The organism is Catenibacterium mitsuokai, assembly GCF_025148785.1.
GTDB classification, from domain to species: Bacteria; Bacillota_I; Bacilli_A; order Erysipelotrichales; family Coprobacillaceae; genus Catenibacterium; species Catenibacterium mitsuoka.
In genome coordinates this window covers 1,188,309-1,212,833 of the sequence record NZ_CP102271.1, presented here as the reverse complement: position 1 = coordinate 1,212,833, position 24,525 = coordinate 1,188,309, and the positions used below count along the sequence as shown (strand labels likewise).

General features: G+C 32.5%; 26 protein-coding genes and 1 pseudogene. 8 read left to right on the top strand and 19 right to left on the bottom strand.

The window, feature by feature from the left end; genetic code table 11:
• From NQ499_RS06025 to NQ499_RS05990, 8 genes are all read right to left on the bottom strand, one after another.
• A complete protein-coding gene (locus NQ499_RS06025; RefSeq protein ID WP_006506563.1) occupies nt 1-1,143 on the bottom strand; it encodes an exonuclease SbcCD subunit D in 1,143 nt (380 codons plus the stop codon).
• 201 nt (nt 1,144-1,344) lie between these two features.
• Nucleotides 1,345-1,683, bottom strand: coding sequence for a type II toxin-antitoxin system RelE/ParE family toxin (locus tag NQ499_RS06020; protein ID WP_006506564.1), 339 nt, complete (start codon nt 1,681-1,683; stop codon nt 1,345-1,347).
• Entirely contained in the window at nt 1,680-1,985 is a 306-nt protein-coding gene (locus NQ499_RS06015; RefSeq protein WP_006506565.1) for a type II toxin-antitoxin system RelB/DinJ family antitoxin, read from the bottom strand. Before NQ499_RS06015 ends, NQ499_RS06020 begins: the two co-directional genes overlap by 4 nt.
• 178 nt (nt 1,986-2,163) lie before the next feature.
• Nucleotides 2,164-2,535, bottom strand: coding sequence for a zinc-ribbon domain-containing protein (locus NQ499_RS06010; RefSeq protein WP_006506566.1), 372 nt, complete (start codon nt 2,533-2,535; stop codon nt 2,164-2,166).
• A complete protein-coding gene (locus NQ499_RS06005; protein WP_006506567.1) occupies nt 2,535-3,017 on the bottom strand; it encodes a GNAT family protein in 483 nt (160 codons plus the stop codon). The genes NQ499_RS06010 and NQ499_RS06005 overlap by 1 nt, the downstream gene beginning before the upstream one ends.
• Nucleotides 3,018-3,042: 25 nt before the next feature.
• Entirely contained in the window at nt 3,043-3,342 is a 300-nt protein-coding gene (locus NQ499_RS06000; protein WP_006506568.1) for a type II toxin-antitoxin system RelE/ParE family toxin, read from the bottom strand.
• A 3-nt stretch (nt 3,343-3,345) separates the two neighbouring features.
• Nucleotides 3,346-3,594: a type II toxin-antitoxin system prevent-host-death family antitoxin gene (locus NQ499_RS05995; protein WP_006506569.1), complete on the bottom strand. Its 249-nt coding sequence runs from the start codon at nt 3,592-3,594 to the stop codon at nt 3,346-3,348.
• 489 nt (nt 3,595-4,083) lie between these two features.
• Complete coding sequence (locus NQ499_RS05990) at nt 4,084-5,433, bottom strand: MATE family efflux transporter (protein WP_006506571.1); 1,350 nt, start codon at nt 5,431-5,433, stop codon at nt 4,084-4,086.
• A 124-nt stretch (nt 5,434-5,557) separates the two neighbouring features.
• Here NQ499_RS05990 and NQ499_RS05985 point away from each other — a divergent pair, with 124 nt between their 5' ends.
• From NQ499_RS05985 to NQ499_RS05970, 4 genes are all read left to right on the top strand, one after another.
• Nucleotides 5,558-6,016: an Lrp/AsnC family transcriptional regulator gene (locus NQ499_RS05985; RefSeq protein ID WP_006506572.1), complete on the top strand. Its 459-nt coding sequence runs from the start codon at nt 5,558-5,560 to the stop codon at nt 6,014-6,016.
• Nucleotides 6,017-6,252: 236 nt separating this feature from the next.
• The gene (locus NQ499_RS05980; protein WP_006506573.1) at nt 6,253-7,584 is read left to right on the top strand and encodes an AAA family ATPase; all 1,332 of its coding nucleotides are present in this window, start codon (nt 6,253-6,255) and stop codon (nt 7,582-7,584) included.
• The gene (locus NQ499_RS05975) at nt 7,577-8,224 is read left to right on the top strand and encodes an RloB family protein (protein ID WP_006506574.1); all 648 of its coding nucleotides are present in this window, start codon (nt 7,577-7,579) and stop codon (nt 8,222-8,224) included. Before NQ499_RS05980 ends, NQ499_RS05975 begins: the two co-directional genes overlap by 8 nt.
• A 42-nt stretch (nt 8,225-8,266) precedes the next feature.
• Nucleotides 8,267-8,671 (top strand): hypothetical protein, encoded by a 405-nt coding sequence (locus NQ499_RS05970; protein ID WP_040390106.1) that lies wholly within the window; start codon nt 8,267-8,269, stop codon nt 8,669-8,671.
• A 356-nt stretch (nt 8,672-9,027) separates the two neighbouring features.
• Here the strand turns inward: NQ499_RS05970 and NQ499_RS05965 are convergent.
• Nucleotides 9,028-9,471, bottom strand: a pseudogene (locus NQ499_RS05965) (flavodoxin family protein); the annotation flags it as partial.
• Nucleotides 9,472-9,681: 210 nt separating this feature from the next.
• On the opposite strand from NQ499_RS05965, the gene NQ499_RS05960 reads away from it, so the two are divergent.
• Nucleotides 9,682-9,942 carry a type II toxin-antitoxin system RelB/DinJ family antitoxin gene (locus tag NQ499_RS05960; RefSeq protein ID WP_006506577.1) on the top strand — a complete coding sequence of 87 codons (261 nt, stop codon included), beginning with the start codon at nt 9,682-9,684 and terminating at the stop codon, nt 9,940-9,942.
• 211 nt (nt 9,943-10,153) lie between these two features.
• On the opposite strand, the gene NQ499_RS05955 is transcribed toward NQ499_RS05960, so the two are convergent.
• Nucleotides 10,154-12,526, bottom strand: a complete 2,373-nt coding sequence (locus NQ499_RS05955; protein WP_006506578.1) for a glycoside hydrolase family 3 N-terminal domain-containing protein — start codon at nt 12,524-12,526, stop codon at nt 10,154-10,156.
• 251 nt (nt 12,527-12,777) lie between these two features.
• Here NQ499_RS05955 and NQ499_RS05950 point away from each other — a divergent pair, with 251 nt between their 5' ends.
• Entirely contained in the window at nt 12,778-14,133 is a 1,356-nt protein-coding gene (locus NQ499_RS05950) for an MATE family efflux transporter (protein ID WP_006506579.1), read from the top strand.
• Nucleotides 14,134-14,152: 19 nt separating this feature from the next.
• Here the strand turns inward: NQ499_RS05950 and NQ499_RS05945 are convergent, their stop codons facing one another.
• Complete coding sequence (locus NQ499_RS05945) at nt 14,153-15,205, bottom strand: acyltransferase family protein (RefSeq protein WP_040390107.1); 1,053 nt, start codon at nt 15,203-15,205, stop codon at nt 14,153-14,155.
• 215 nt (nt 15,206-15,420) lie between these two features.
• Here NQ499_RS05945 and NQ499_RS05940 point away from each other — a divergent pair, with 215 nt between their 5' ends.
• The gene (locus NQ499_RS05940; protein ID WP_040390108.1) at nt 15,421-16,761 is read left to right on the top strand and encodes a dicarboxylate/amino acid:cation symporter; all 1,341 of its coding nucleotides are present in this window, start codon (nt 15,421-15,423) and stop codon (nt 16,759-16,761) included.
• Between the two features lie 565 nt (nt 16,762-17,326).
• Here the strand turns inward: NQ499_RS05940 and NQ499_RS05935 are convergent.
• The 3 genes from NQ499_RS05935 to NQ499_RS05925 form a co-directional block, all read right to left on the bottom strand.
• Nucleotides 17,327-18,895, bottom strand: coding sequence for an SIR2 family protein (locus NQ499_RS05935; protein ID WP_040390119.1), 1,569 nt, complete (start codon nt 18,893-18,895; stop codon nt 17,327-17,329).
• Nucleotides 18,896-19,179: 284 nt separating this feature from the next.
• Nucleotides 19,180-19,764, bottom strand: a complete 585-nt coding sequence (locus NQ499_RS05930; RefSeq protein ID WP_006506583.1) for an ImmA/IrrE family metallo-endopeptidase — start codon at nt 19,762-19,764, stop codon at nt 19,180-19,182.
• Between the two features lie 13 nt (nt 19,765-19,777).
• Nucleotides 19,778-20,713 (bottom strand): DNA-processing protein DprA, encoded by a 936-nt coding sequence (locus NQ499_RS05925; RefSeq protein ID WP_006506584.1) that lies wholly within the window; start codon nt 20,711-20,713, stop codon nt 19,778-19,780.
• Nucleotides 20,714-20,827: 114 nt separating this feature from the next.
• Between NQ499_RS05925 and NQ499_RS05920 the strand changes: the two genes are divergently transcribed.
• Nucleotides 20,828-21,052 (top strand): DUF6718 family protein, encoded by a 225-nt coding sequence (locus NQ499_RS05920; protein ID WP_259848710.1) that lies wholly within the window; start codon nt 20,828-20,830, stop codon nt 21,050-21,052.
• A gap of 106 nt (nt 21,053-21,158) precedes the next feature.
• On the opposite strand, the gene ltrA is transcribed toward NQ499_RS05920, so the two are convergent.
• From ltrA to NQ499_RS05900, 5 genes are all read right to left on the bottom strand, one after another.
• Nucleotides 21,159-22,454: a group II intron reverse transcriptase/maturase gene (ltrA, locus tag NQ499_RS05915; RefSeq protein ID WP_259848505.1), complete on the bottom strand. Its 1,296-nt coding sequence runs from the start codon at nt 22,452-22,454 to the stop codon at nt 21,159-21,161.
• Between the two features lie 819 nt (nt 22,455-23,273).
• Complete coding sequence (locus tag NQ499_RS05910; protein ID WP_006505075.1) at nt 23,274-23,507, bottom strand: hypothetical protein; 234 nt, start codon at nt 23,505-23,507, stop codon at nt 23,274-23,276.
• Complete coding sequence (locus tag NQ499_RS13645) at nt 23,488-23,682, bottom strand: DUF3990 domain-containing protein (RefSeq protein ID WP_407651061.1); 195 nt, start codon at nt 23,680-23,682, stop codon at nt 23,488-23,490. The genes NQ499_RS05910 and NQ499_RS13645 overlap by 20 nt, the downstream gene beginning before the upstream one ends.
• A gap of 121 nt (nt 23,683-23,803) precedes the next feature.
• The gene (locus NQ499_RS05905) at nt 23,804-23,938 is read right to left on the bottom strand and encodes a hypothetical protein (protein ID WP_259848708.1); all 135 of its coding nucleotides are present in this window, start codon (nt 23,936-23,938) and stop codon (nt 23,804-23,806) included.
• Between the two features lie 178 nt (nt 23,939-24,116).
• Nucleotides 24,117-24,392 (bottom strand): type II toxin-antitoxin system Phd/YefM family antitoxin, encoded by a 276-nt coding sequence (locus tag NQ499_RS05900; protein WP_040389712.1) that lies wholly within the window; start codon nt 24,390-24,392, stop codon nt 24,117-24,119.
• Nucleotides 24,393-24,525 lie beyond the last annotated feature (133 nt).

The window sequence follows — 24,525 nt, the reverse complement described above, 5'->3', positions numbered from 1 at the left end:
TTATACTCCCTTCACATGGTTGATAATATCTTCTAGAAGTTCTTTTTCTTCTTCATCAACACCATTTAAGAAATCAGTACATAAAGAAAATGGATCCATTTTGACATCCTTCTTCACGACTGCCTGATAGTTATTCTTTCTTATATTTTCTCTTCTAATTTCTAATAATCGAGGAAAGGCGTTCTTTAACTTCTCCTGCATTTCAAAGACATTGAGGTCCTGTTTATCTGTAAGTACTACTCTCACAAAATCATCACAAGACTGTTCTAATACATCCTTTAATTCCCCTTCAATAATTCTTAATTCATGGAGTGGTTTTAAAGGAAGAACCTGTGTTTCTACAACCCCCTTCTCTTTCATTTCTATTTCAATAATACCTTTATCTTGTCCTGCCTCACTCATAGAATAAGCGAGAGGTGTCCCACAATAACGATACAAGTCACTTCCTACCTTCATAGGCTTATGAATATGCCCTAATGCCGCATAATCAAAAGGAAGTAAAACTTCTCCACTCACTTCATCAATATTACCTGCAGTACGTATTTCAGAATCTGCACGTTCTATATCTTCTGCTTTCTTATTAACAGGTAAATAAAACTGATGAGAAATCAATACATTTCTATCCTCTGTATTTATTTCTTCTCTTTCTATTAATTTTTTAAGTGTTTCATTATAAGAATAATTTCTTCCATCGTTAGTGCCTATAATGTTTTTAACCATGGATGGCTTCACAAAAGGAAGAAGGTAGAAATGTACAGGTCCATAATTGTCATTTAAAGTAATTCTTTCAATATGATCTTCTTCTTTTTCAGGAGGGTTACCTACCATATAGAGGTTCTGTTTAAGTAGTACCTGTCTAAAACAATCTATTCTAGGAGCACTATCATGATTACCAGAAATCATCATAATAGTAGATTGGGGTACTGCTTCCTTTAAAGAAGTCACAAAATCATCAAATAAACTCACTGCTTCAGCACTAGGAACAGCCTTATCATAAATATCTCCTGCAATCATAATTGCATCCGGTTGTCTTTCTTTTGCATAACGTACAATTTTATCAAGTATATATTGTTGATCTTCAATTAAGTCTCTATTCATCAGCTTTAAGCCAATATGAAGATCAGATAAATGAAATAATCTCATTATTATTCGTCCTTTCTATGTATCAAAGATATGTCTATTATACACTATCTATTCAACTTATGTCTTGAATAGAGGTTTTATAATGCCTTTAAAAAGGTGTTAAAAAAATATATTTTAGAATAGATTTTGCATATGTTTAGAGTTTTCTATCCTAAAAATATAAAAGGAACAGCACTATCATCATAACTGTTCCTTAAATATTCAATTATCAGTACTAATATGTGACGTAATACCTTCTACATCTTGCCCATCATAGAATATTCTGATAATTATGACTTCCATCTGACTATCATCTACTTCGTAATAGACAACATAATGATTCACCTGTGCTCTATGCATTCCATAACTCTTCCATGGTTCCCATTCAACAATTGGATATCTTGAAGGCATGCAATCAAGAGAATGGATCAATTTTCTAATTCTGTTTATCTGATCCTCGGCAGTAATAGGAACCATTAACTTAAAAGCAATATAAGTATAAATCTCTTTAATATCTTTTCGTGCTTCCTCATTATAGATTACAGAATACCTGTCATTCATATGCCAAATTCCTTAGCCAATTCTGCATCAACCTGATCTGCCGTATAGGTTTTTGCCGATTTTAATGACTCAACACCTTTTCTTAACTCTGCATCAAGTTCTTCTCTACTCATACCACCAATTGCAGTTGGATTAGTAGGAGGTAAATGCAGGTCAAGCGGTAGACCTCTGGTTAATACAATCTGACTATACAGCATCTGAATTGCACTAGATGGCGTAATGCCTAATTGAGAAAGAATCTCTTCAGCATTTTCTTTTAGCCCTGTATCAATACGGGCATAAACAGCTGTTGTATTTGCCATATATATCACTCTCCTTTAACTGTATACTATCACCAATTCTAGGCATATGCAATCAATTGCAATCATATAACATTGTGCTTTCATATTTTGAAATATTTGAAAGCAATTTAAACTTTAGTTCAGTACACCCAAGTATTATGTTCTAGAAATCTAAAAAAAAACAGGAGAAATTCTCCTGTCAATCTATAGTAAACAACAAAACTAGAACCCCCAGAAGTACAAACAATATAGGTAGGATAATCGCAATGAATTTATTAGATGCTTTCTTATACCAATAAGGGATTAACGATAATCCAAATAGGATTATACTAGCTGCAAATAGATAATCACCTTCCATCATACCAACACAGCCAAATAAAGCTATACCTACACCAATAAGAGTACGAATAATATCAGATACAAGAAATAGAAAACCAACAGCTTTCTTCTGTATTCTTTTTTTCTTCATCTTCTTTTCGTATCTTGTATATTCGTTATCTAGAATACTTCCACATACAGGGCATTTCTTCATACCTGGTTCTACTCTACATCCACATTTAGAACAAATCATTATTTCACCTTCTCATATGCTATTCGAGGTGTACCATCATCTATATAGATTATTCCTGTTTCTTTAAAACCATTTCTTAATATAACCTTCTGCATAACCTTATTATCTTCATGTGTATCCGCTCTTATATGAGCACATCTCTCACTACAGAAATTGACTGCCTTATTAAAAACATGATGCATAGTTCCATCACTCGCAATACGATGAATCGTACCATAAGTACTGTGATCAAGCCATGCACCTTCTATTTCCTTATATGTAGGATCTTCTCCTATAATAAAAGCAAATACACTATGGATAATAGAATCTTCTTCCATCACAAAAAGATGATGTTTATTTATATCTTCTTCTAATATATTAAGACCAGGATAACTGCTATTCCACTGATGTGGGTTACCTGTTTCTCTCATAAATGCTTTTGCAATGTCATATATTTCTAATATTCTTTCTATATCTTCTGTTCTTGCTTCTCTAATAATCATGGTTCATCCTTCATTAATAAAAAAATCAATCAAAAATCCTCGTAATGTCCCTATATCGATTTACCACTCGGTAAATCTCTACATACTCTTCTCCAATTTTATAAATAATCACATAATTCTCCCAAACCGCATACTTGTAATCTGTCCGAAAACTAACTCTTTTGGAAAGATCTGCACCTATCCCCGGAAACATTTGAACATTTTCAAATTTACCATAAATTTCTTTGATCGTCTTGGCAGCATATTCTGCATTATCTTCAGCGATATAATCACGAATTTCTTTTAAGTCCTTTGCAACCAATGGGTTAATTCGTAAGTTCAGCATAGGTTACTCCCCTACAAGTGCTTTTAATTCGTCCAAACTAAGCCAGCCTTCGCCGTCTTTGACTGCTTTCTCTGCTTCTTGCAGCTTCATTAATAGCTTTTTCTCAGCACGATCACGCTCATAATCTTCTATATCAAGCACTACAAAACGCCCTCTGCCATTCTTAGTCAAAAACACCGGTTCTCCACTGTGGCATTTTTTTAAAACTTCATTATAATTTCTCAAATCAGACACTGGTAAAATATTTGCCATACAAATCGGTCTCCTTTCTTAATGAATAACCATTTTCTATAATTATTATATGCGAAGAAAGCTGTAAAATTCAACTTAAAATTTTACAGCTTTTCTTATTTTTCGGAGTGTTTACCGCAATTCATCCCCCATGTATAGAGGTGGGGGGAATTCTTGCTCACGGCATGTTAAACATCAACATAATTAAAGTATGTGCCACACGTTCTGTACTATAAGTAGGAATATTACATACTGTAATTCCTTTCTTTTGACAAGCTTCTTAGTCTTTGTTGTTGTAGCCTGTACCTGCTTCACAGATGAGTTTGACCGAATCTGGAAATTGTAGGATTGTGTCTTTTGAAACGATAATATCTGCATCTTGAATACATTATAATAATTCATCTTCAGTTGTATCATAATAGACAGTGACATCACTTGATAATACAGAAAAATCTAACTTTCCATCAAAGTTCATTTTCTTTGCGTTTAATACAATACATTTGCCTTTTATTATAATTTTCCCCCAAAACTTAATAAATTATGTTTATTCATTTTGTAATATACTAATCCTACTAAATCCGCAAGTGCCCAGCCTATTGGAACTGACCACCATATACCAATGACTCCTAGTGCTGGTATAGAAGATAAAATATAAGCTAAAGCGACTCTTGTACCAAGTGAGAATACTGTAAGGACAACACTCATACCTGGTCTTCCTAAAGCACGATATAGACCATATAACAAGAACAAACAACCTATACCAATATAGAATGCACCTTCTATTCTTAAGTAGCGTACACCTTCTAGGATGATACTTGTTTCATTTGCATCTACAAATATCATCATTAAAGGTCTAGCAAATATATAAACTAGAATAGAAATGACTATACAGAATATTGAAGAGATACGAACAGCTTCTTTGAGTCCTTTTTGTATTCTTTCTTTTTCTTTGGCTCCATAGTTTTGAGCAATGAATGTAGAAAAGGCATTTCCAAAGTCCTGTACTGGCATATAGGCAAAGGCATCAATCTTTACTGCAGCTGCAAATGCAGCCATAACAACTGTACCAAAGCTATTAACTAACCCTTGTACCATCAATATTCCTAGATTCATAACTGATTGCTGGATACAGGTAAGAAGTGAGAAAGAGATGATCTGTTTAATTCTTTCTCTTTTTAAGTAACTAATCTTAAATATAACAAGTACTTCTTTATATCTAAGTAGTGTATAAAGCACGATGCCTATACCTGATACATATTGAGAAAGTACTGTGGCAAGGGCTGCACCCTCGACTCCCATCTTTAATACAAGTACAAAATAAAGATCTAGAATAATATTCAAGATAGAAGAGATGGCAAGAAAGATAAGTGGAATGACTGAATTACCTATAGATCTTAAATAAGCCGAAAAGAAGTTATATAAGAATATCGCAATGATTCCCATAAAAATATATAGGAGATAACATCTCATATCACCCCATACCTCATGAGGCACTCTTAAAAAGAGTTTAAGTGCATCTAGACATATATAAGCAATGATATTAAGTAATATGGATATGAAGGCGATAAAGAAGAAGGATGCACATAGATCCTGTTTTAATCCTTTTTTATCTCTTTGTCCAAATCTAATAGAAAAGAGTGCGCCACTACCCATACATAAGCCTAATATAATAGATGTAATAAAGGTCATTAGAGTAAAAGAAGAACCAACTGCAGCTAAAGCTGTTTTTCCTAAGAATTGCCCTACTATTAAAGTATCCGCAATGTTGTAACATTGCTGCAGGAGATCACCTAATATCATAGGTATCGCAAATAACAGCATTGATTTCACAACAGGTCCTTTTGTAAGATCTTTATTCATTATATGCCTCCTTTTCGTAACTTCATACTTACGTTATGCAACTATTATAGTATAATAGTTTGCTTATATCAACTTGTGATTTATTTTACGTAATGATAAGATAAATAAGACAGGAGTGATATTTATGTATTTAAATGGATTGGATGAGTTAGATCAGAAGATTATACAATTATTAGTAAAGAATGCCCGTATGTCTTATTCTGATATAGGAGAAAAGATTGGAATTTCTAGAGTAGCTGTTAAAGCACGTATTCAGGCTTTAGAGAATAAAGGAATTATTGAAGAATATACTACGATTATTAATCCTCAGAAGATCAGTGGTGCTGTATCCTGTTATTTTGAGGTAGAAACAAAGCCAGATTCTTTTAAAGAAGTAACTGATATATTAAATAAGAATGGTATAGTGACTCAGATCTATAGAGTAACGGGTAGAAATAAACTACATGTACATGCAGTGGCATCTTCTAATGAAGAGATGGAACATTTTCTTCATAATGTGATAGATACACTTCCTGGTGTTACAAGCTGTAGCTGTAATGTTATATTGTCACGTGTAAAGGACATAAAAGGATTAAGACTATAATAGGTTTGTAATAATGCCAGGGGTTTTAGTGAACTCCTGGCATTTTTGGCCATTAAAATACAGACTAGTTGTCTATCATTACACAATTAAAACAACTGCATATACACTTACACATATATTTTTTCTTATTTTGCATAAATATTGCAAAATCATTCCATTATTTAATAAAAATGATATAATATGATTGTATATTAATTTAATTTTGAATAAATATTGCAAAATAGAGGTGAGCAAATATGCTGTTAGAATTTAAGACAAAGAATTTCAAATCATTTTTAGAAGAAATGGATTTTGTGATGACGCCTGCTCCAAAACAAAAAGGTTTAGAGTATAGCATTCTAAAACACAAGATTGGTAAAAAAACATATAAAGGATTATGTTCAGCTATTATATATGGTCCTAATGCTTCTGGAAAAACAAACATAATCTCTGCTATGGATGTTTTCAAAGAAATCATTTTAAAGGGACATATCAATAATACCGATGAGTTAAGATCGCCAGATGTTTCTGAAGGAAAATTAGAACTGATTCCAAATAACTTAAACAAATCTCCTCTACCAACTAGTTTCTATATTCGTTTTGTTGAGGATGATTTATTAGTTGAATATGAATTAGAAATTGATTTAGGGTTATTTTTAGATAAAGACTATTCAAGAAAAATAGTTTTTGAATGTCTGCGAATTAATGATAAAACTATATTTGAAAGAAGTGATAAACTTGAATTCTTTAATCTAAATAGTATCGAACAATATTTAATTAATAATTTCAGTGAAAATGAGGATAGTGCAAAAGCAATAGCAAGAAACAATTTAAATAAAACTGAACTATTTCTAACAAATGGATTCAAATTAATGTTCAGTTCCAAATTAGTATCTTTCATTTCAAAATGGTTAATAGAAAAGTTCATTGTCATATATAGAGCAGATATTACAGAACCAAGAAGAAAATTAGATAGCACAGAAAGTGGTAAAATTTATATTAGTGAAACTACAAATGAAGCCGCTAAATTATTTGGTATTAATTCAAATGCATTAGGTTACGTTATTCCTGAAGATGGCGCAGAATCTCAACTATGCTCAATCTTTAAAGATAAAAATATCGCAATCCCAGCAGAAATCTTTGAATCCTATGGAACAATTAGATTTATTAAGATGTTCCCATTGATTTTAAAAGCTTTGACAGAAGGTGCAGTATTAGTGTTAGATGAATTTGATGCCAATATACATCCAATGGCTGTCATGAATATTATTAATATTTTCCATAATGATGATATCAACAAAAAGAATGCACAATTAATTTTTAATACACATAATCCTATTTTCTTGAATTCAAATATAGTAAGAAGAGATGAAATCAAGTTTGTGGAAAGAGATGAAAAAACACATCTAAGTACTCATTATTCTTTATCAGACTTTAAAACATCTGGAACTACAGGAGTTAGATTAAGTGATGATTATTTGAAGCACTACTTCTTAGGAAGATATGGTGCTGTTAAAGACATTGATTTCTATGATTTGTTTGAAAATCTAATGAGTGATAACTCAAGTGAGGATGAGTCACATGAATAGAAAATTACGTAAAAATTATTATTTTTCTGTAGAAGGAGAAACAGAAAAATGGTATCTCAAATGGCTTGAAAACCAAATTAATAATAACGAGAATTCATTGTTTAAGGTGAATTTTACTGTATATGTTCAAAAAAATCCTATTACAGCAATTAAAAGGATAACATCTGTAGATAATATAGAAATTGTTCATGTTTTTGATTTTGAAGAACCACAAAATGAAGAAGCATTTAAAAATACTTTAAGTTCTATGAAAAAAGCAACCAAAATGAAAAAAGTTAGAAAGTATAGCTTAGGATATAGTAACTATTCATTTGACTTATGGATAATCTTACATAAATCAAATATGAGAATAAAAAGAACCTATAGATCAGATTACTTATCAGACATTAACCGAAATTTTAATACTCACTTTGAATCTATGGCAAGATACAAAGAAGAAACAAACTTTAAAAGATTATTAAATTCATTAACTTTGAATGATGTAATATTCGCAATATCAAATGCCGAAAAAATAGAGCACCAAAATATGAGAGATTACAACAAAATAAATCATTGCGGTTATGAGTATTACAGAGAGAATCCATCATTGAGTATCCACAAATGTGTAAAAGATATTTTAAAAGCTGTTGGATTGTTATAATGTCAAATGTTAATTGTTCAAAATATATTGGAGGTCTTATTATTGAAATCGATTTTAAATATATTACTAACATCTTGTGTTCCAGCTGTGATTAGTGGTTTCATTACTTATCTGGTAGCAACTAAGAAAGCCAAATCAGAAATAGAAGCTTTAAAAGAGAGTAACAGACATGAAATTTCTAAACTGATGAAACAACATGAAATTGATATAGAATCATTGAATGAAAAACATAAATTGGAACTAGAAAAAAGCGAGTTAGAACAAAGACATAAGATAGAAATAATGGAATTAGAACATAAGAATGCATTAGAAAGTAAAGAAAAAGAGCAAAGTAACCATATTGTATTTGGTGTTTTAGGTGACATGTTAAAAGATCCTAATAAACTTAAAAGTTTAATGAATCTTGCTAATGATCCATTTTTTTCTAAGAATAAATGTGAAAAATAGTAGCATCATTTGCAAAATAACTAACCATATCATAAACTGCACCACCCATAAGGGTGGTGCATAATTTTTCTGCTACCTATGCAATTATATGCGAATAATCAACGAACTAAAAGATACATTCTATCTTAGGCATATTGTGATCGTATCCTTTATACATCAACCAGGAATACAACATTCTTTTACGCAAGTATCCGAAAGGATAGCAAATAAATAAGAACAAGGTATTTACACCGATTGCTTATAGATATTTCTAAAATAAGCATTCAGAGTATTAAAAATCACGAGGTAGAATTATACCCCCGTAATTTTTAATACTTAAGACATAGGATATCTCTAGTTATTTTAAATTGCCGTCGTTAAATAGAGTTGCCCATTTCATAGGCTTTTTTATATATATCCTGCTCCTTTACTAGACCTGCATCCATGACATTTGTGGCATAGAGCTTACCCTTTATTTCATATTCTTCTAGATGTTCTACAAAACCATCAAGATCACCTAGTGATCTTTCTACGATATCTTCTCCTAGTCCCGCAGATATAATATGATAGACAACTTTTTGACTTAAATGCTGCCAGATAGGATAAGTACGATTTATGAATGTTTTCATTTGTGCACTGATTACATAAAAGTAGACTGGTGTAGCAAGAACTAACACAACTACTTTTTGATAGAAATCAAGTATACCTGCCATATCATCTTTAAGTATACATGTTCCACCATTTCTCACATATCCATCACATGCTCTACAAAATCCTATATTTTGATTCATGATGCGAATCATGTCTACATGATGGCCTTTGTCTAGTGCCCTCCCTGCATGAACTGATTACATAGTAATTGTGAGTTTCCATTTTTTCTAGGTGAACTAGATATAATTATTATGTTTTTTTCATTAGTTATCATTCCTTTCGCTTTTACTATATTATAGATATTTTTTAATCTATATTCATATTGTGAAATTATACAAACAAACATATACTATAATTAACAAAAGAAAGGAGTGAATCCTATGGATACAGACATTACTATTTGTATGGACAATAACGTAAAAGAAAAAGCAGATGCATTATTTAGTGAACTTGGTATGGACCTTAATACAGCATTTAATCTATTTGTGAGAGAATCATTACGTGCGGGTGGTTTCCCTTTTGAATTAAGACCAAACAAAAAAGTTATAGAGGCAATGAAAGAGGCAAAAAGAATAACTCATGATTCCTCTATCGAGGGATATAACAATCTAGATGAGTTATTTGATGAACTCAAAGGATAAGCACTGTACAATTTGTACAGTGTTTTTGTATAGGAAACACCCTTAGCGAGAGCCCTAACAACTTTATCATTCACACCTTTTTACACATTGTTTATTATTTTTGTGAACCACTCACCTACTTTCGCTTCGCAGGGAGGTAGAGAAATTCTTGCTCACGGCAAGTTAAAATATATATCAAAAAAAACGTCTCAATGAAGAGACGTTCTAGTTGTTAAGCTTTTTTCTTCTTTAAAAAGATGAATGCAACACAAGCAAGACCCATTAATGCAGCAAATGGTAAAATATTTGTCATATCTCCAGTTTTTACATTATCTTTCTTTGTTTCGTCTTTCTTTGTTTCATCTTTCTTTGTTTCATCTTTCTTTGTTTCATCTTTCTTTGTTTCGTCTTTCTTTGTTTCGTCCTTCTTAGTGTCATCTTTCTTAGGTTCTTCTGGTTTTGTTTCAGCAGGTTTTTCTACTAAAGCATCCATAGCAGCCTGTAATGAAGCAATCGCTTCATCAATCTTCTTCTGAGAAACGCCATTTGTATTAGCTACTTCTTTTGCCCCAGCTAAAGCAGGTGTGAACTTATTCCAAGATTCTTCAGTATATTTCTTAGAATCTAAAGCATCAGCCTTAGCAATTAAATCATTTAAAGTATCCTTATTTAATAAAGACTTATAAGAGATACCATAACCACGTTTATACTTGATTGTATCAGTGTAAAGCTTAGCAGTCTTATCATATACAGGAATATTAACTGGAAGTGTTCCCTGAGCACCAAATGTACCTAAAGCAACTTCAATACCTGCAATAATGTTAGGTCCATAAGCAGCTTTAGAAGATGTAACTCCACCAACAATTGCTTCAGTCACATCTACTGAAGAACCTTTACATCCATATACAGCTAAAATAGCATCTGCATTTGCATACATCTGTACATCATATGGTTTATCTACTGACATCACGATAGACTTTTTGCCCTTTTCATGAGTATAGTCTACGATACCTTCTACATATGAATATAGCCAATGATTCGATGAGAAACGACTTGCAGTACTAATTTCTGAATTAACGAATACTGTATCAGCCCAATCAATGTTTTCTTTTACAGCATCCATATTTGAACCGTTATATCTTACTACTTTAACTTCTGCAGAGTCTGGGATAAGTCCTGCTTCTTTAGCACGGTTATAAGCCATGATCATCTGTGCTCTTTCATTGTCATATGGACAAAGCATTAAGATCTTCTGGTTTTCTTTTACTACTACTGGTAAAGTATTGTTTTCATTCTTTACAACAGTAACAGCTGCTGCTGCGATTTCTCTTTCAGTTGCTCTGTTAGTGGCACTACCTACTGTTGATAAAGCTTTGTTTAGAGAGAAATCAGATTCTTTCCAATCTAAGATACCTCTATTTTCTTTTACTGTAAGGATTCTTCTGCATCCATCATCTAATCTAGATTCAGAGATTTCACCCTTCTTAACAGCATCTTCTACATAATCAATAATTGTGTCTAGCTTCTTAACATCTTCCTGGTTGTAAAGAACTGTAGGCATACAGATTAAATCAGCCCCTGCTTCAATCGCAAGCTTAACTGCTTGTGATTCACCAAATGTATCAGCAATAGCCTTCATGTTCATCGCATCGGTAGTGACGACACCATTGAATCCCATTTCTCCCTTTAGAAGATCAGTGATAATTGCTTTTGACATAGTCGCAGGTTTCTTTTCTTCATTACCTGTTTTTTCTGAAACAACAGTTGTGTTATCTAATTGTGGATATAAGATATGTGCAGTCATGATCATTTCAATACCCTGATTGATTGCAATCTTATATGGTTTTAATTCATTATTTAATAATTCTGCTTTTGATTTGTTTACGATTGGTAAACCATAATGTGAGTCAGTGGCTGTATCACCATGACCTGGGAAGTGCTTCGCACATCCAATAACGTTATAGTCTTTCAAACCAGCAATAGTTGCAGAAGCCATGTTACCAACAACATCCGCATTATCACTATAACTTCTTAGACCAATAACTGGGTTGTTGGCATTATTATTGACGTCAACAACAGGCGCTAAGTTAGTATTAATACCAATACTACTTAATTCACTACCAATAATCTGACCTGCTTTTTTCGCATACTCTGTATTATGAGTTGCTCCTAAAGCCATATTACCAGGTAAAGCTGTACCTGAACCTAAACGGTATACACTACCACCTTCCTGGTCAGCACTAATTAATAGTGGAATACCACCATCTTTTGTAGCTGCTTTCTGCATAGCCATACTTAAGTTATAAGATTGTTCTGTTTCCTGGATGTTCTGAGCAAAATAAATAAGTGCTCCAAAATCATAGTCTTCTACAATCTTTCTGACTTGGTCATTCATCTTAGTAAATTCATGACCTGTAGTCTGTAAACCATCACTTAAGTCTTCATCCCAGTAACGGAAGTCTACCATAAGCATCTGTGTGATCTTTTGTCTTGTACTCATATTAGAGAGTAATTGATCCACTCTGCTTGTGGCATTGACTTTAGATGGCAAAGCCATTGAGAGTGCCATAGCTGTACTAAGTGCTATAGCGGATACTTTCTTCATATTATTTTCTCCTTTCGAATGTATCTAACATAGATATTGTAGCGCTTACATATTACTTATGCAATACATATTTCATTTTATTTCTTTTGTTTATGTAATTTTGTTTTATTATAGTATATCAGCCTATACACAGTCAAAAAAGCATGATATACATGAGATAATATGAGTTACGATATTTCAACATTTGAAAAAGAACTGTATGACTGTAATATATATGAGATAGTAAAGATTATGTTAAGGGAGATGGTTATATGGAAGAAAGGAATAATTTTGCGAAGGGAAAGGTTTCTACACATATATTATCTATTGCAGGACCAATGATCGTAGCACAGTTGATTAATGTACTCTATAACGTGATAGATAGAATATATATAGGACGTATTCCTCATACTGCAACACTGGCTATGGGAGGACTGGGAATATGTCTTCCTATTATTTCTATAGTGATTGCGTTTGCGAACTTGTTTGGTATGGGTGGTGCCCCACTTTGTTCTATTGCAAGAGGAAGAGGGAGAAATGATGAGGCAGAAGTGATTATGGGGAATGCCTTCTTCTTATTGGTTCTATTTGGAATAGGTTTGATGGTGATTGGGTTTATCTTTAAAGAGAAGATCTTATGGATGTTTGGAGCAAGTGCACATACATTCAAGTATGCGAATGATTATTTGACTATTTATTTGTTTGGTACTGTGTTTGTATTAATAGGACTTGGTATGAATAGTTTTATTAATAGTCAAGGGTTTGCGAAGATTGGTATGATGACAGTACTGATTGGGGCAGTACTGAATATAATATTGGACCCTGTATTTATATTTGTATTGGATATGAATGTAAAGGGAGCAGCACTCGCAACAGTACTATCACAATTTGTATCTGCTTTATGGACATTACGCTTTCTAACAAGTGATAAAACGATCCTTAAGTTAAAAAAAGAATGTATGCATTTAAATCCTTATTATGTAAAGAGAATCTTTTCTTTAGGAACTGCTGGATTTATGATGGGGATCACTAATTCTATTGTATCTATTGTATGTAATTCTACTTTACAATTATATGGTGGTGATCTCTATATTGCGATTATGACGATTATTAATTCTATTAGAGAGGTTGTACAGTTACCTGCTCAGGGGTTTGGGAATGCCACTCAGCCAGTACTAGGCTATAACTATGGTGCGAAGGAATATAAGCGTGTATTGTCTTCTATCTACTTTGTGACATTCTTATGTTTTGGGACAATGTTTATTATCTGGGTATTAATTACTGCTTTCCCACAATACTTTATTAATATCTTTACTCATGATCCTCATATTACTAAACATGCAATTATTTATATTAGATTATATTTTGCGGGATTCTTTATGCAGTCATTACAGATCTGTGGTCAATCTGTAGCGGTAGGATTAGGCAAATCAAAACAGGCTATCTTCTTTTCTATCTTTAGAAAAGTGATTATAGTAGCCCCTCTGACTATTATTCTTCCCCGCTTTATTGGTATTGAAGGTGTGTTCATATCAGAAGCAATCAGTAATTTCATAGGCGGTGGTGCTTGTTATATTACAATGTGGATGACAATTGGAAAGAACTTAAAAAGAGAGATTTCACAATAGTGAATTCTCTCTTTTTGTATTAAGCAGATAACTTGTTTAATAATTTTCCAAATAGTGTTTCAATCCATAATGCAAGCTTTTCTAATCTTAGTACCTTGAATATTCCTCTTCTGATTAAATCGATGATTAATGCAACTACATAAAGAGATAATGCAATCATGATGACCATAAGAGCAAGTAAGTAGAAAGGCATACCTGCTAGTGTTGTAAACTGGTTTAATAGGACATAGCCTAAGAATAAAGAATGGCTAGCAAGAAGATATGTACAAAGAGTTGATTCATCAATAAATTGTACAATCTTTTCTTGTTTACTCTTCATATTTGCGAAAACATAAAGTAAGCAGATAGAAGTTACAAGTAATAATGGTGATAAGGCTGATAAGAAGTAATCATCAAATGTATTACCAATAAACTTGTCCAAGCTTAGCATTAAGAAACCATTTAAGACAAATGAACATAAACCGATCAATGCGGTTTTTGATACATTGACTTTATAAAGTTCATGTTTTCTTACAGTTGCGCCAATGAAATAAAGACATGTGAACCAGATGATTCCTCGACCACTCTTAAATAAAAGTGGATCCTTTAATTCTCCTGCACTAAATAAGCCATAGAATCCAAGTAATCCAATGATCCATACCGCTTTAATCGCTGTTTCTCTAGAAATATGTTCTACCATGTAGTCTACAATAGGACTTAGTAAGAACATGCCTGTAAAGGCTGTAAATAACCAATAAGCATTATTCGATAATAAGAAGAATGCATGCGTTACAGAATGCATTGTAACATTTTCTGGCTTATAGAGATGGAATGCATAAGTTAAAGCCACGTTATAGATAAGTGCAGTTAAAAGCAGTAGTAAATAACGTGATAACTTATGTTTCTTACCATATTCCTTAAAACCATAAGATAATGCAAAACAGTTGATTGCAATGTAAGCAAGATAAAACATAGCCCATAAAGTAATCACTGCAAGTGTTGATGATGATTGAAACATCCCGCCGTAAGAAACAATATTACCAGCAAAGATAAACATCATCGATAACATCGATAAAATATAAATTCCAAACATTTAAAATTCCCCCTTGCGATGAGTATATATTACAATAATGGGATAATTATGTGAAGTTAAAAGTCTCTTGTTTAATTAATATATCACAAATCGTTTTTCTTTATGTCCTATATAATAATATTTATTTTATAGGCATTTTTATCAATACTATTTGCATTAAGAGTTATTTAGTGTATAATGATGACAATTTTGGGATTAATTTCAGGAGGGTAAAAATGAAAACTAGTAATGGTAAGCAGTTAGCTAAGAAAATGCTGATTGCAATGATCTGCGGTCTTGCTTGTGGTTTTGGATGCATTATGCTAAGAGAACACTTAGTAAGTGGTGGACAGACTGATCTTTGGACAAAGATCAATAACTTATTCTTTCAGGATATTACACAGCCAAATGCAACAAAAGCTGTTGGTATCTTCTATATTGTAGGACAGTTATTCGTTAACTCACTACAGCTTATTATTGTACCTATGGTATTTGTATCAATTACACTTGCGATTTCAACTATCACAGATACAAAAAAATTAGGTAGAATTTCTACTAAAACTATTTTAACTTTCTTTATCACAACTGTATGTGCTTTATGTTTTGCAGGTGTGATTGCTTCTGTTGTATATCGTTTAGGTTTCTTTAATGCAGTTGGTAAAGCAGCAGTGACTATCCAGAAGGGTTCTACTGGTGCTAACCCATTGAATATTATCTTAAATATTATTCCTAACAATCTTATCTCAGCATTCTCTACTAACGGTAACGTATTAGCCATTGTATTCATAGCTGTTGCTATTGGTCTCGCAATGAATGCTTTAGAAGATGAAACAAAGACTTTAAAGAAGTTATTTGAAGAAGTATCTAAGATTATTACTTTATTCTTATCATTTGTAGTTAATAAGTTCGCACCTATCGGTATCTTCTGCTTATTAACTAGAACATTCGCAATTTATGGTATTGATTCATTAAGACCAGCACTTGCTTATGTAGTTACAGTTGTTATTGCATTATTTGTATATCTATTCTTAGCTTATCCAATCTACTTAATGACTATGGCTAGAGTTAATCCAAAGCCATTCATGAAAAAGATGGTGAAGGTTGCTTTATTTGGTTTCTCTACTTCTTCAAGTGCTGCCACTCTTCCAATCAACAAGAGAACAGTAACTGAAGAACTAGGTGTAGATGATCAGATTGCTTCATTCGTATTACCTTTAGGTATGACAATCAACATGGATGGTACAGCTATCATGCAGGTTATTGCTGCTATGTTTATTGCAGCAAGTTCTGGATATAAGATTACATTCATGTCTATGGCTGTTATTGCAGTATTAGCACTTATTGCTTCAGTTGGTACTCCAGCTGCTCCAGGTGCAGGTGCTGTTATCCTATTTACTATTTTAACTGGTATGGGTTATACAAATGATGCTGCATTACTTGCATACTCATTAATTCTTTCAATCAATAGACCTATTGAAATGTTAGTTACTTCACTTAATGTAGTTGGTGATGCTTCTACTTCAGTTATTGTAGCTAAGAAAGAAAATATGATTGATCAGGAAGTATATAAAGGGTAAGAAGTTCTTAAAGGAGTCAGAAGAATCTGACTCCTTTTATAATACCTTAAACAGGCTCCTTACCTCTATATATGCAGTAATAGATTTCAATAAACAGGCAAGGATGATGATAAAATACCTTTAGGTGTAAAAGTAAATTCAATTGAAGAAATGTGAAAGATTAAATGCAACTTTGACCCGTCTAAGTTGGAATTTACCTTTTCACTTGAGAGTCAACAAAGAATCAAATAGTTTACTTGTAATTTTACGATAAGCATGTATAATACTTATAAAGAGAGCTGGAAGATAAGGTGGCTTTTAAAAAGTAGCTTTGTTGAAAGGTTTTCTAATAAGAAAGAGGCTTCTAATGGTGACCTTTAAAAGGCAGCTTTAATTAGAGGCTTTTTTGCTATTAAAAGGAGCCAGAAAAATCTGACTCCTTTTAATATATGCTTGCAATATGATGATAATTATGTATAATACTTATGAAGAGAGCTGGAAGATAGGGTAGCTTTTAGAGAGCCGCCTTGTTGAAAGGTTTTCTAGTAAGAAAGAGGCTTCTGATGGTGTCCTTTGAAAGGGTGCTTTAATCAGAGGCTTTTTTGCTTTCTCCTTTTAAATAATCATAAATTCTAATCAACCTTCTTAAATTTGTTCGAGTAAAAGGTTTAGAATTCTTTAATATATCGTTATCCTGTTCAAACTTACTTTTTAAATAATTTTCTAGATCAATCAGATTTACTTGCTCTTTTTTTAAGTAAGCTATATTTATCATTTGCTTATCTATATCGGTTATTTCTTTTAAAATGCTTTCTATATTGATTTGAGGATGTTTACTTCGATCTCTTTTTATTGTATTAGATATTATTTCCTCAAAATCATTTACAAGCAACTTATCAATCCCTTCTATTTTCTTGTATTTATCCTCATATAAAGAATTAATAGGTAATTTACCCGAAACTTGTTTTGCTAGTGTTGGTGCATAATCTAATAAATCTTCGATATTATATCTGAGATCATGCATCACAATATTTCTATACCATTGATCTGCAGATATACCTTTTAAACCAATTAAGCTAATTGTTTCTGTTGTGCCTATAGAAATTACTAATTCATCATTTGAAACTCTATCATCATCAATTGCAGCTACTTTAATATTTTCAGTAGGTTCATTTGATAATGTGAACAAATATAATTCATCTTTTAATAATCGTAGCAAACGAACGGGTATTTTCATTTTCTTTTTGCCGATTGCATTATAAATCAATGAATAGTCAGATAGGGTTATTTTTGTCATTGTAATCATTTTATTATCTTCAAATGCAAATGATGATTCACCAATATCATATCCTTCCATTTCTGCATCATATTCAATAAATATGAATCTTCTTTTCAGTAATTTAACCTGTTCATTTGACATGCATTTTACTATAGAGCTTAAAATATCCCTAATATTAGAATCTGAAATAGAATAGCCCATGAAAATAATAGGATACTCCATGAATATAGTAAGTAGCTTAGCAGCTAAGTATTCACGTTTTTCTTTAAATTCTTTATAGTCCTTTTCGTTGATAACTATAGATTGAGGATCATTTAGAGAACCATGAATTTTATAAACTTCTGCAATACCTTGTAATTGAGAAAATAAGAGTGCTTGCTGGCCTATATAAATTGTATACTGAGACAAATATGTTTCAAAAAACAAATCATAATTTGTCGTAATAATTCCAGCAATTGATTTTTTCGCAATATTGTTTAATAAAGTAACTTCATCTTTTAATTCTGGGCATAAAACTGATTTTTGTTTTAGATAATAACTCAGTTCAGCCTTAAATGGAGAACATCCGTTCTCTACCTTTTCAGTATAAGCTCCATCTAAGCTTCTAATTTCAGGATTGCGAAACCACTCTTTGTTAAAGTCTTCTTCTATAAGTGATGCTATTTTAGGATTAATACCATATGGACTATTTTCAAAAGATGCTCGATCTTCATAAGAACGGAATACAAATGAATCTTTGTTTAATTTAGCAGCCATTACTTTTAACAATCCTATCCAATCAGGTAAATTATAATATCTTCTTGATAATCCAGATCCAACAAATAAAAATGGTATTGTATCTAAACTTTCAATGAGTTGTTCAATTGTTTTGCTCATATAACCATCCTTTCTCACTGACATTTATGTCTAAAACTCTTTTAAGCAATGTATTACTCTGCTTAATTCTTTGTCATGGATTATTAAAATACTCTCTTCTAGATACAAGATAAGTGTCCTATATTATCTATACCCTTTATATGTAAAGATTACTTAAATTAAACCTATATTATTATTTATCTCCTCCAACTTATAGAAGCATGAACATTCTTGCAATAATAAAAAAATAAGCCAGATTTCTCTGACTTATTCAAGCTTACACTCATAAAGAATCTGATTATCCTTTAAAGCCTTGTATTTATTACTTGTTTTAAACGTCTTTGTACTGCAACTTGAGGTGCATTAAATGTATTAGACAATGCACGAATAAGAAGTTCTAGATCATTAATATTGTGAGATAACTCAGTATATGCTTCTTTGAAGGATGTTAGTGGCATTAATAAAGCATCCGCAAAACGAATAGCTCTTGGTTCTATATCATTAATTCTGTATGTATGAGAATACTCATCACTTGGATTACTATCATAGATGTAATGAGCTAACTCATAGCATAAAGAGAAAAGAATTTCTTCATCAGTATATCCACTACTTAAAATAATGACTTTATCACTTTTGTATTTATCAATGAGTTGTTTTGATATGCCTATTGTTGCTTTAACATTATAATCATTGAATTTTGTAGTATAGATTGTAAAGCCTAAAACTTTCGCAATTCCCATAACAGGTACTCTTCTTTTGTTGAGATGCAGATTGTATTCTGGATTATTCAAGAGAGTATTGAGTAAAGTTTCAGCATCAGCATCTATTTGATTGTAGTTAAAGTAATTGAAGAAATCATGTTGTTTGTAGTTTTCTATTTCAATACACATAAATACTCTCCTTTCAATCTATTTCTATACTATTTACTTCAAAATCATCATTATGCAATAGGTAAAGAATATCATTCTTGTTTAAGAATTCTAATACATCTTTTATGTTTTTAAAGGTATGTGCACCCTTTTGGATATACTTCCTAGGCCATAAGAGAGAAGAATATAGTAATGAGTATGGTATGAGGATATCTCTACCTTGCTTTATACAGTGATCTGCTTGTCTTAATGCACCACTTTTCTCTCCTGCTTCCATGATAATAGTCGCAATAGAAATACCACTCATAGTCGCATTTCTTGTAGGAAAATTCCATTTGTATACTTTATTACAGGGTGGGAATTGTGAGACAACAAGTCCATGTTTTTCAATTGTGAGTTGAAGTTTTTTGTTTTCTTTAGGATAGTACTGGTTAATAGGTGTTCCTATGACAGCTATAGTTCTTCCATTGTTTTTTAATGCTGTTTGGTGGGTTATTGTATCTATACCTTTTGCAAGTCCTGCATTAACAACTATATTTCTTTTAACTAATGCTTTTACAAGTATTTCTGTTTTTTCCATTGCTTCCTTAGAAGCATTTCTACTCCCTACTACACTGACAGACTTTTCATTCAATAAATGTACATTGCCTTTAAGAAATAAATATAGTGGTGCTGTTGGAATCACAGCTAATAGTTTAGAATATATCTCATCACCTTTTTTAACTAGTATAACGTTTTCTGGGAGTGTTTTGAAACTGTCCTTGACTCTTAGATAGGTATGATAGAAATCCTTCTCTGATACGTGTAATTGCAAGGATAAGTAAGGGATATTATGTATGAGACCACTTCTATAATTGAAGTGGTCTAGTTGTGCTATGAATTGACTAGTTTTCTTATCGTTACAATTGAAATATTGTTGGATGGTATAATACAAAATAGCATCTCTTACATATACATTATTGATATCCATAAGAGCCTCCTTTATGAGTATTCTATTATTGGAATGAGTGATTATCAAGAGAAGAAAAACATTATTGTGTTTGTATTATGTAGATAGTAGAATCAAAGCAGGAGGTATAAATATATGTGTTATCTTATCGCGAAAAGAATGAACAAACCTGGATGTATTGCAATACAGACAGAGCCTGGAGAAGACATGGCAAAATTTGCAGATAGAATACAAGAAAAACTTGGATATGATATAGAAATTATTACTATCAGTAGACCCACTACCTATGGGGAGTATGAACCTTATCGTTTTGTAAGTAGTTATGAGGAGTTTGAAAAAGAAGCAAGTCTAATAGGGTAGACAAGGAATAATATTAAAAGGTTAATTAACTATTATTTCTGTGCCTCCCGTTGCACCGTACGTACGGGTCTCGTATACGGCGCTACATTTATATGATAATTTCAGACTAACTTAGATAGTAATTAAGGGGATTGATCAGACCAGGTCTATCTCCTATTCTTTTACCCAAGAATTTGGGACTAATAATATTATTAATTACATGACCACAGGCCTGGCTATAAAGTCCGCGTCTAGAGTTTGCCACCGAAAAGATTTGTTCATCAGAAAATTGGCAAGAAAATAGCCTATTCATTTTGTATAAGTTTTTATAAATCGTTTTAGGTCTTTTCCACTGTTTCAAAATGATTACTCTGATTTTATGGCGAAGCCATTGACCAAAGACGTCAATGAAGTATTTCATCACGCCTATTCGATAATAGTTAATCCACCCCACTACAATCTGATTGATTCTCTTGAATGTAACTGCAAGAGGGCGTGCAATTCCTATCCTTCTTATAAGTTCTCTTCTACATTTATCGTAGATTTTCATCTTGCTCTGATTGGAAGGCTTGCATTTCCATTCACCATTCCTTTGGAGGTAGGTGAATCCTAGAAACTTGCTTTCGGGTGGTCTGACCACTTTGGTTTTAGTAGCGCTGACTTTAAGAAATAGTTTTCTCTCTAGCCATGAAGTGACTGACTTCATTACTCTATTTGCACTCATCTCGCTCTTAACGAAGATATTGCAGTCATCTGCATATCTAACAAAGCGTAGTCCTCTATATTCCAGTTCCTTGTCAAACTTATCTAAATAAACGTTAGAAAGGATTGGTGAGAGTGGACCTCCCTGAGGCACACCGATTCTCGAAGGTTTTACTAAACCATCTTCCATAATCCCTGCCTGCATGAATTTGCGAATAAGATGTAATGTTGTTGAGTCATTCACGTGCTTTTCTCTAAGTATTGAGATTAATTTATCATGATTTACAGTGTCAAAGTATGCTTCAATATCTAAGTCTATAACCCAGTCATAACCTTCATTGATGTATTCTAGAGTCTTTAATACAGCCATCTGTGCACTTTTTCTTGGTCTGAATCCATAACTGAATTCACTGAATGAAGAATCTAATTTCTTCATCAATATCTGTGCAACAGCCTGTTGAATAACTCTATCCACTACTGTAGGTATACCTAATGGTCTTTTCTTGCCATTAGGCTTTGGGATATAGACTCTCTTGACTGATTGGGGCTTATACTTCTTATTAAGTATAGAGTATCTAATCTCTCTTCTATACTTATAGAAATATTCATCAAGTTCATCTACTGTCATCTTGTCGATTCCAGATACACCTTTGTTTCTCTTGACCTGTAGAATAGCCCTGTCGATGTTAGAATCACTAAGTATTTCATCAATTAATCTCATGTCTGTGTTCTCCTTTTCATATCGTAGATTTATCTAGAACTGTTCCCTCTTCCTTCATCTCCACAGAAATTACGTTTTCCATTTATGAAATGATTCCAATTTCGAACTATCTAGACATTGCTTTATGATGAGTAACATCATATAAACATTAGGTCCTTTAGTGTTGGTGAGACACCTACTATGACCTCAGCTGACTCCTCACAGTGAGCTTTTTGTCGCACAACTTACCATCACTGATTTTAAAGATATTGGACTTCGTTGCCTGTGAGGCCTCCCGGGGTAATTCACTAATCCTGTTTCCTTCACAACGCCTTGATTTACTCTCTTGGTTTTACGTTTACCTTTAGGACTTCGGTTTGTAAGGCAACCTTATCCACCATTTAGCCTTATATCAAGTTTCTGTTCGTACGCTCAAAGGAATTGCTACACCACTTCCTTCACTCCTACCTTTATGGTATCGGCTTGTGGTTCACTACACTTGGCGGTAACTACCTGTGGTCGGTTTATCTCCGACTGAATCAGTGCCATGCCCGGCACACCTTTAAAAGGAATCCTGTGTGTTAAGGATTCCTTATATGCTTTATAAACTAACTTGTAATATGCTACTCGATATTTTTATGCATTACCTTCGCATTTTTAAGACTTGAGCCTCTTAATAAGCTTGAAAAAATAGGCTCCCATTAAACCCATACTACGTGATAAATAAAATATAGGAAATCCCTAGTTATTTTGAATTACCTAAGATATCAAATGTATTCTTGCCTTTTCTTTTAAACTCACTTGTCTATTTTCTTCAACCTCTCTATCCGTGTCGGAATATTAGCCTGCTGTTTCTTCATAATATCTATCTGCTATATATTCAGCTGACTCTGCCCACAGACCGTTTTCTGTTTCCTGCAACGTCTTATATGTTTCCGATTTATAGAAACGTAATACAGCTTCTTCAAAACTGATTTGAAAATGTTCCTGTAATAGTTTCACTACATCTCTGATCTGTATACATACATTCATTGTAATGTCTTTTCCATTAAAACTATATATTTTCTCTGGCATAAAAGATCCTCCTAACCGGTTTTAGATATTCTAAAGCTTTTTCCGTGTGAAATGATACCTGATTATTTACTTTACTATATCGCAATCTCTCCACTGCCTCTTTCGCAGTAAGTATATTAGCAATATATAATTGTACAGTTTCCATGGTATTATCATCTGCTACAGGACCAATCACCGCATCATGCTCATGCTGCAGACCACCTTTACTTCTATTCAATTTAATAAATTATAACCATTCTTCATTCAATGTATCAAAACGTTTTACTCGTAATGCAGCTACTTCTTCAAATACAAATTCATACACATAATACCTGTTCTTCTTTTCTCTTAAAGAAAGTCGATATGCCCATTCTTTCGATTGGGAACGCAAAACGATGGTAAACCATTAATTTTCTTGAATCCTCTGCTATCACTTTTTCCACATATTCCATGAGCATGTCCTAATAGCATGAAATCATAGCCATACTTTAAGTAATCTTTCATACAGAATAGTCTATTAGCTGATAATAGTATATCAGGTAATTTTTCATCTACAGCATTCATTTCTTTAATGTGATAACAATATCAAACTATAAAGCACCCGCAAAGTGAACTACATCGACTTAATACTCAGTATTCTCTATATCCTTGAATGACTGCTTCAAGAATGTGATCTAGTTCATCAATTGTATACTGTTTACTTCCTGATATTCTCTCTTCCTCTGCAGAAAGAAGTAGTTCACGTAAATCCAACATTTTTTCTTTGCGTTTAAATGTTTCTATATCCATTATAACCAGATCCACTTCTCCATTTTCTGTAAGAAAGATAGGTTCCTGACTCTTCCTGCATACATTTACTATTTCATTATAATTTTCTTTCATTGATGAAGATGGGTAAACTTTCATATGATGGGCCTCCTAATTACTGATATTATGCCTTTTATTAATAAAGCGTTCAATACTATTATCTCATTCTAATAGCAATAATATATTTTCCTAGCCTTAAGAAGAAAAAAGAGCGGTTTAATCCGCTCTAGTG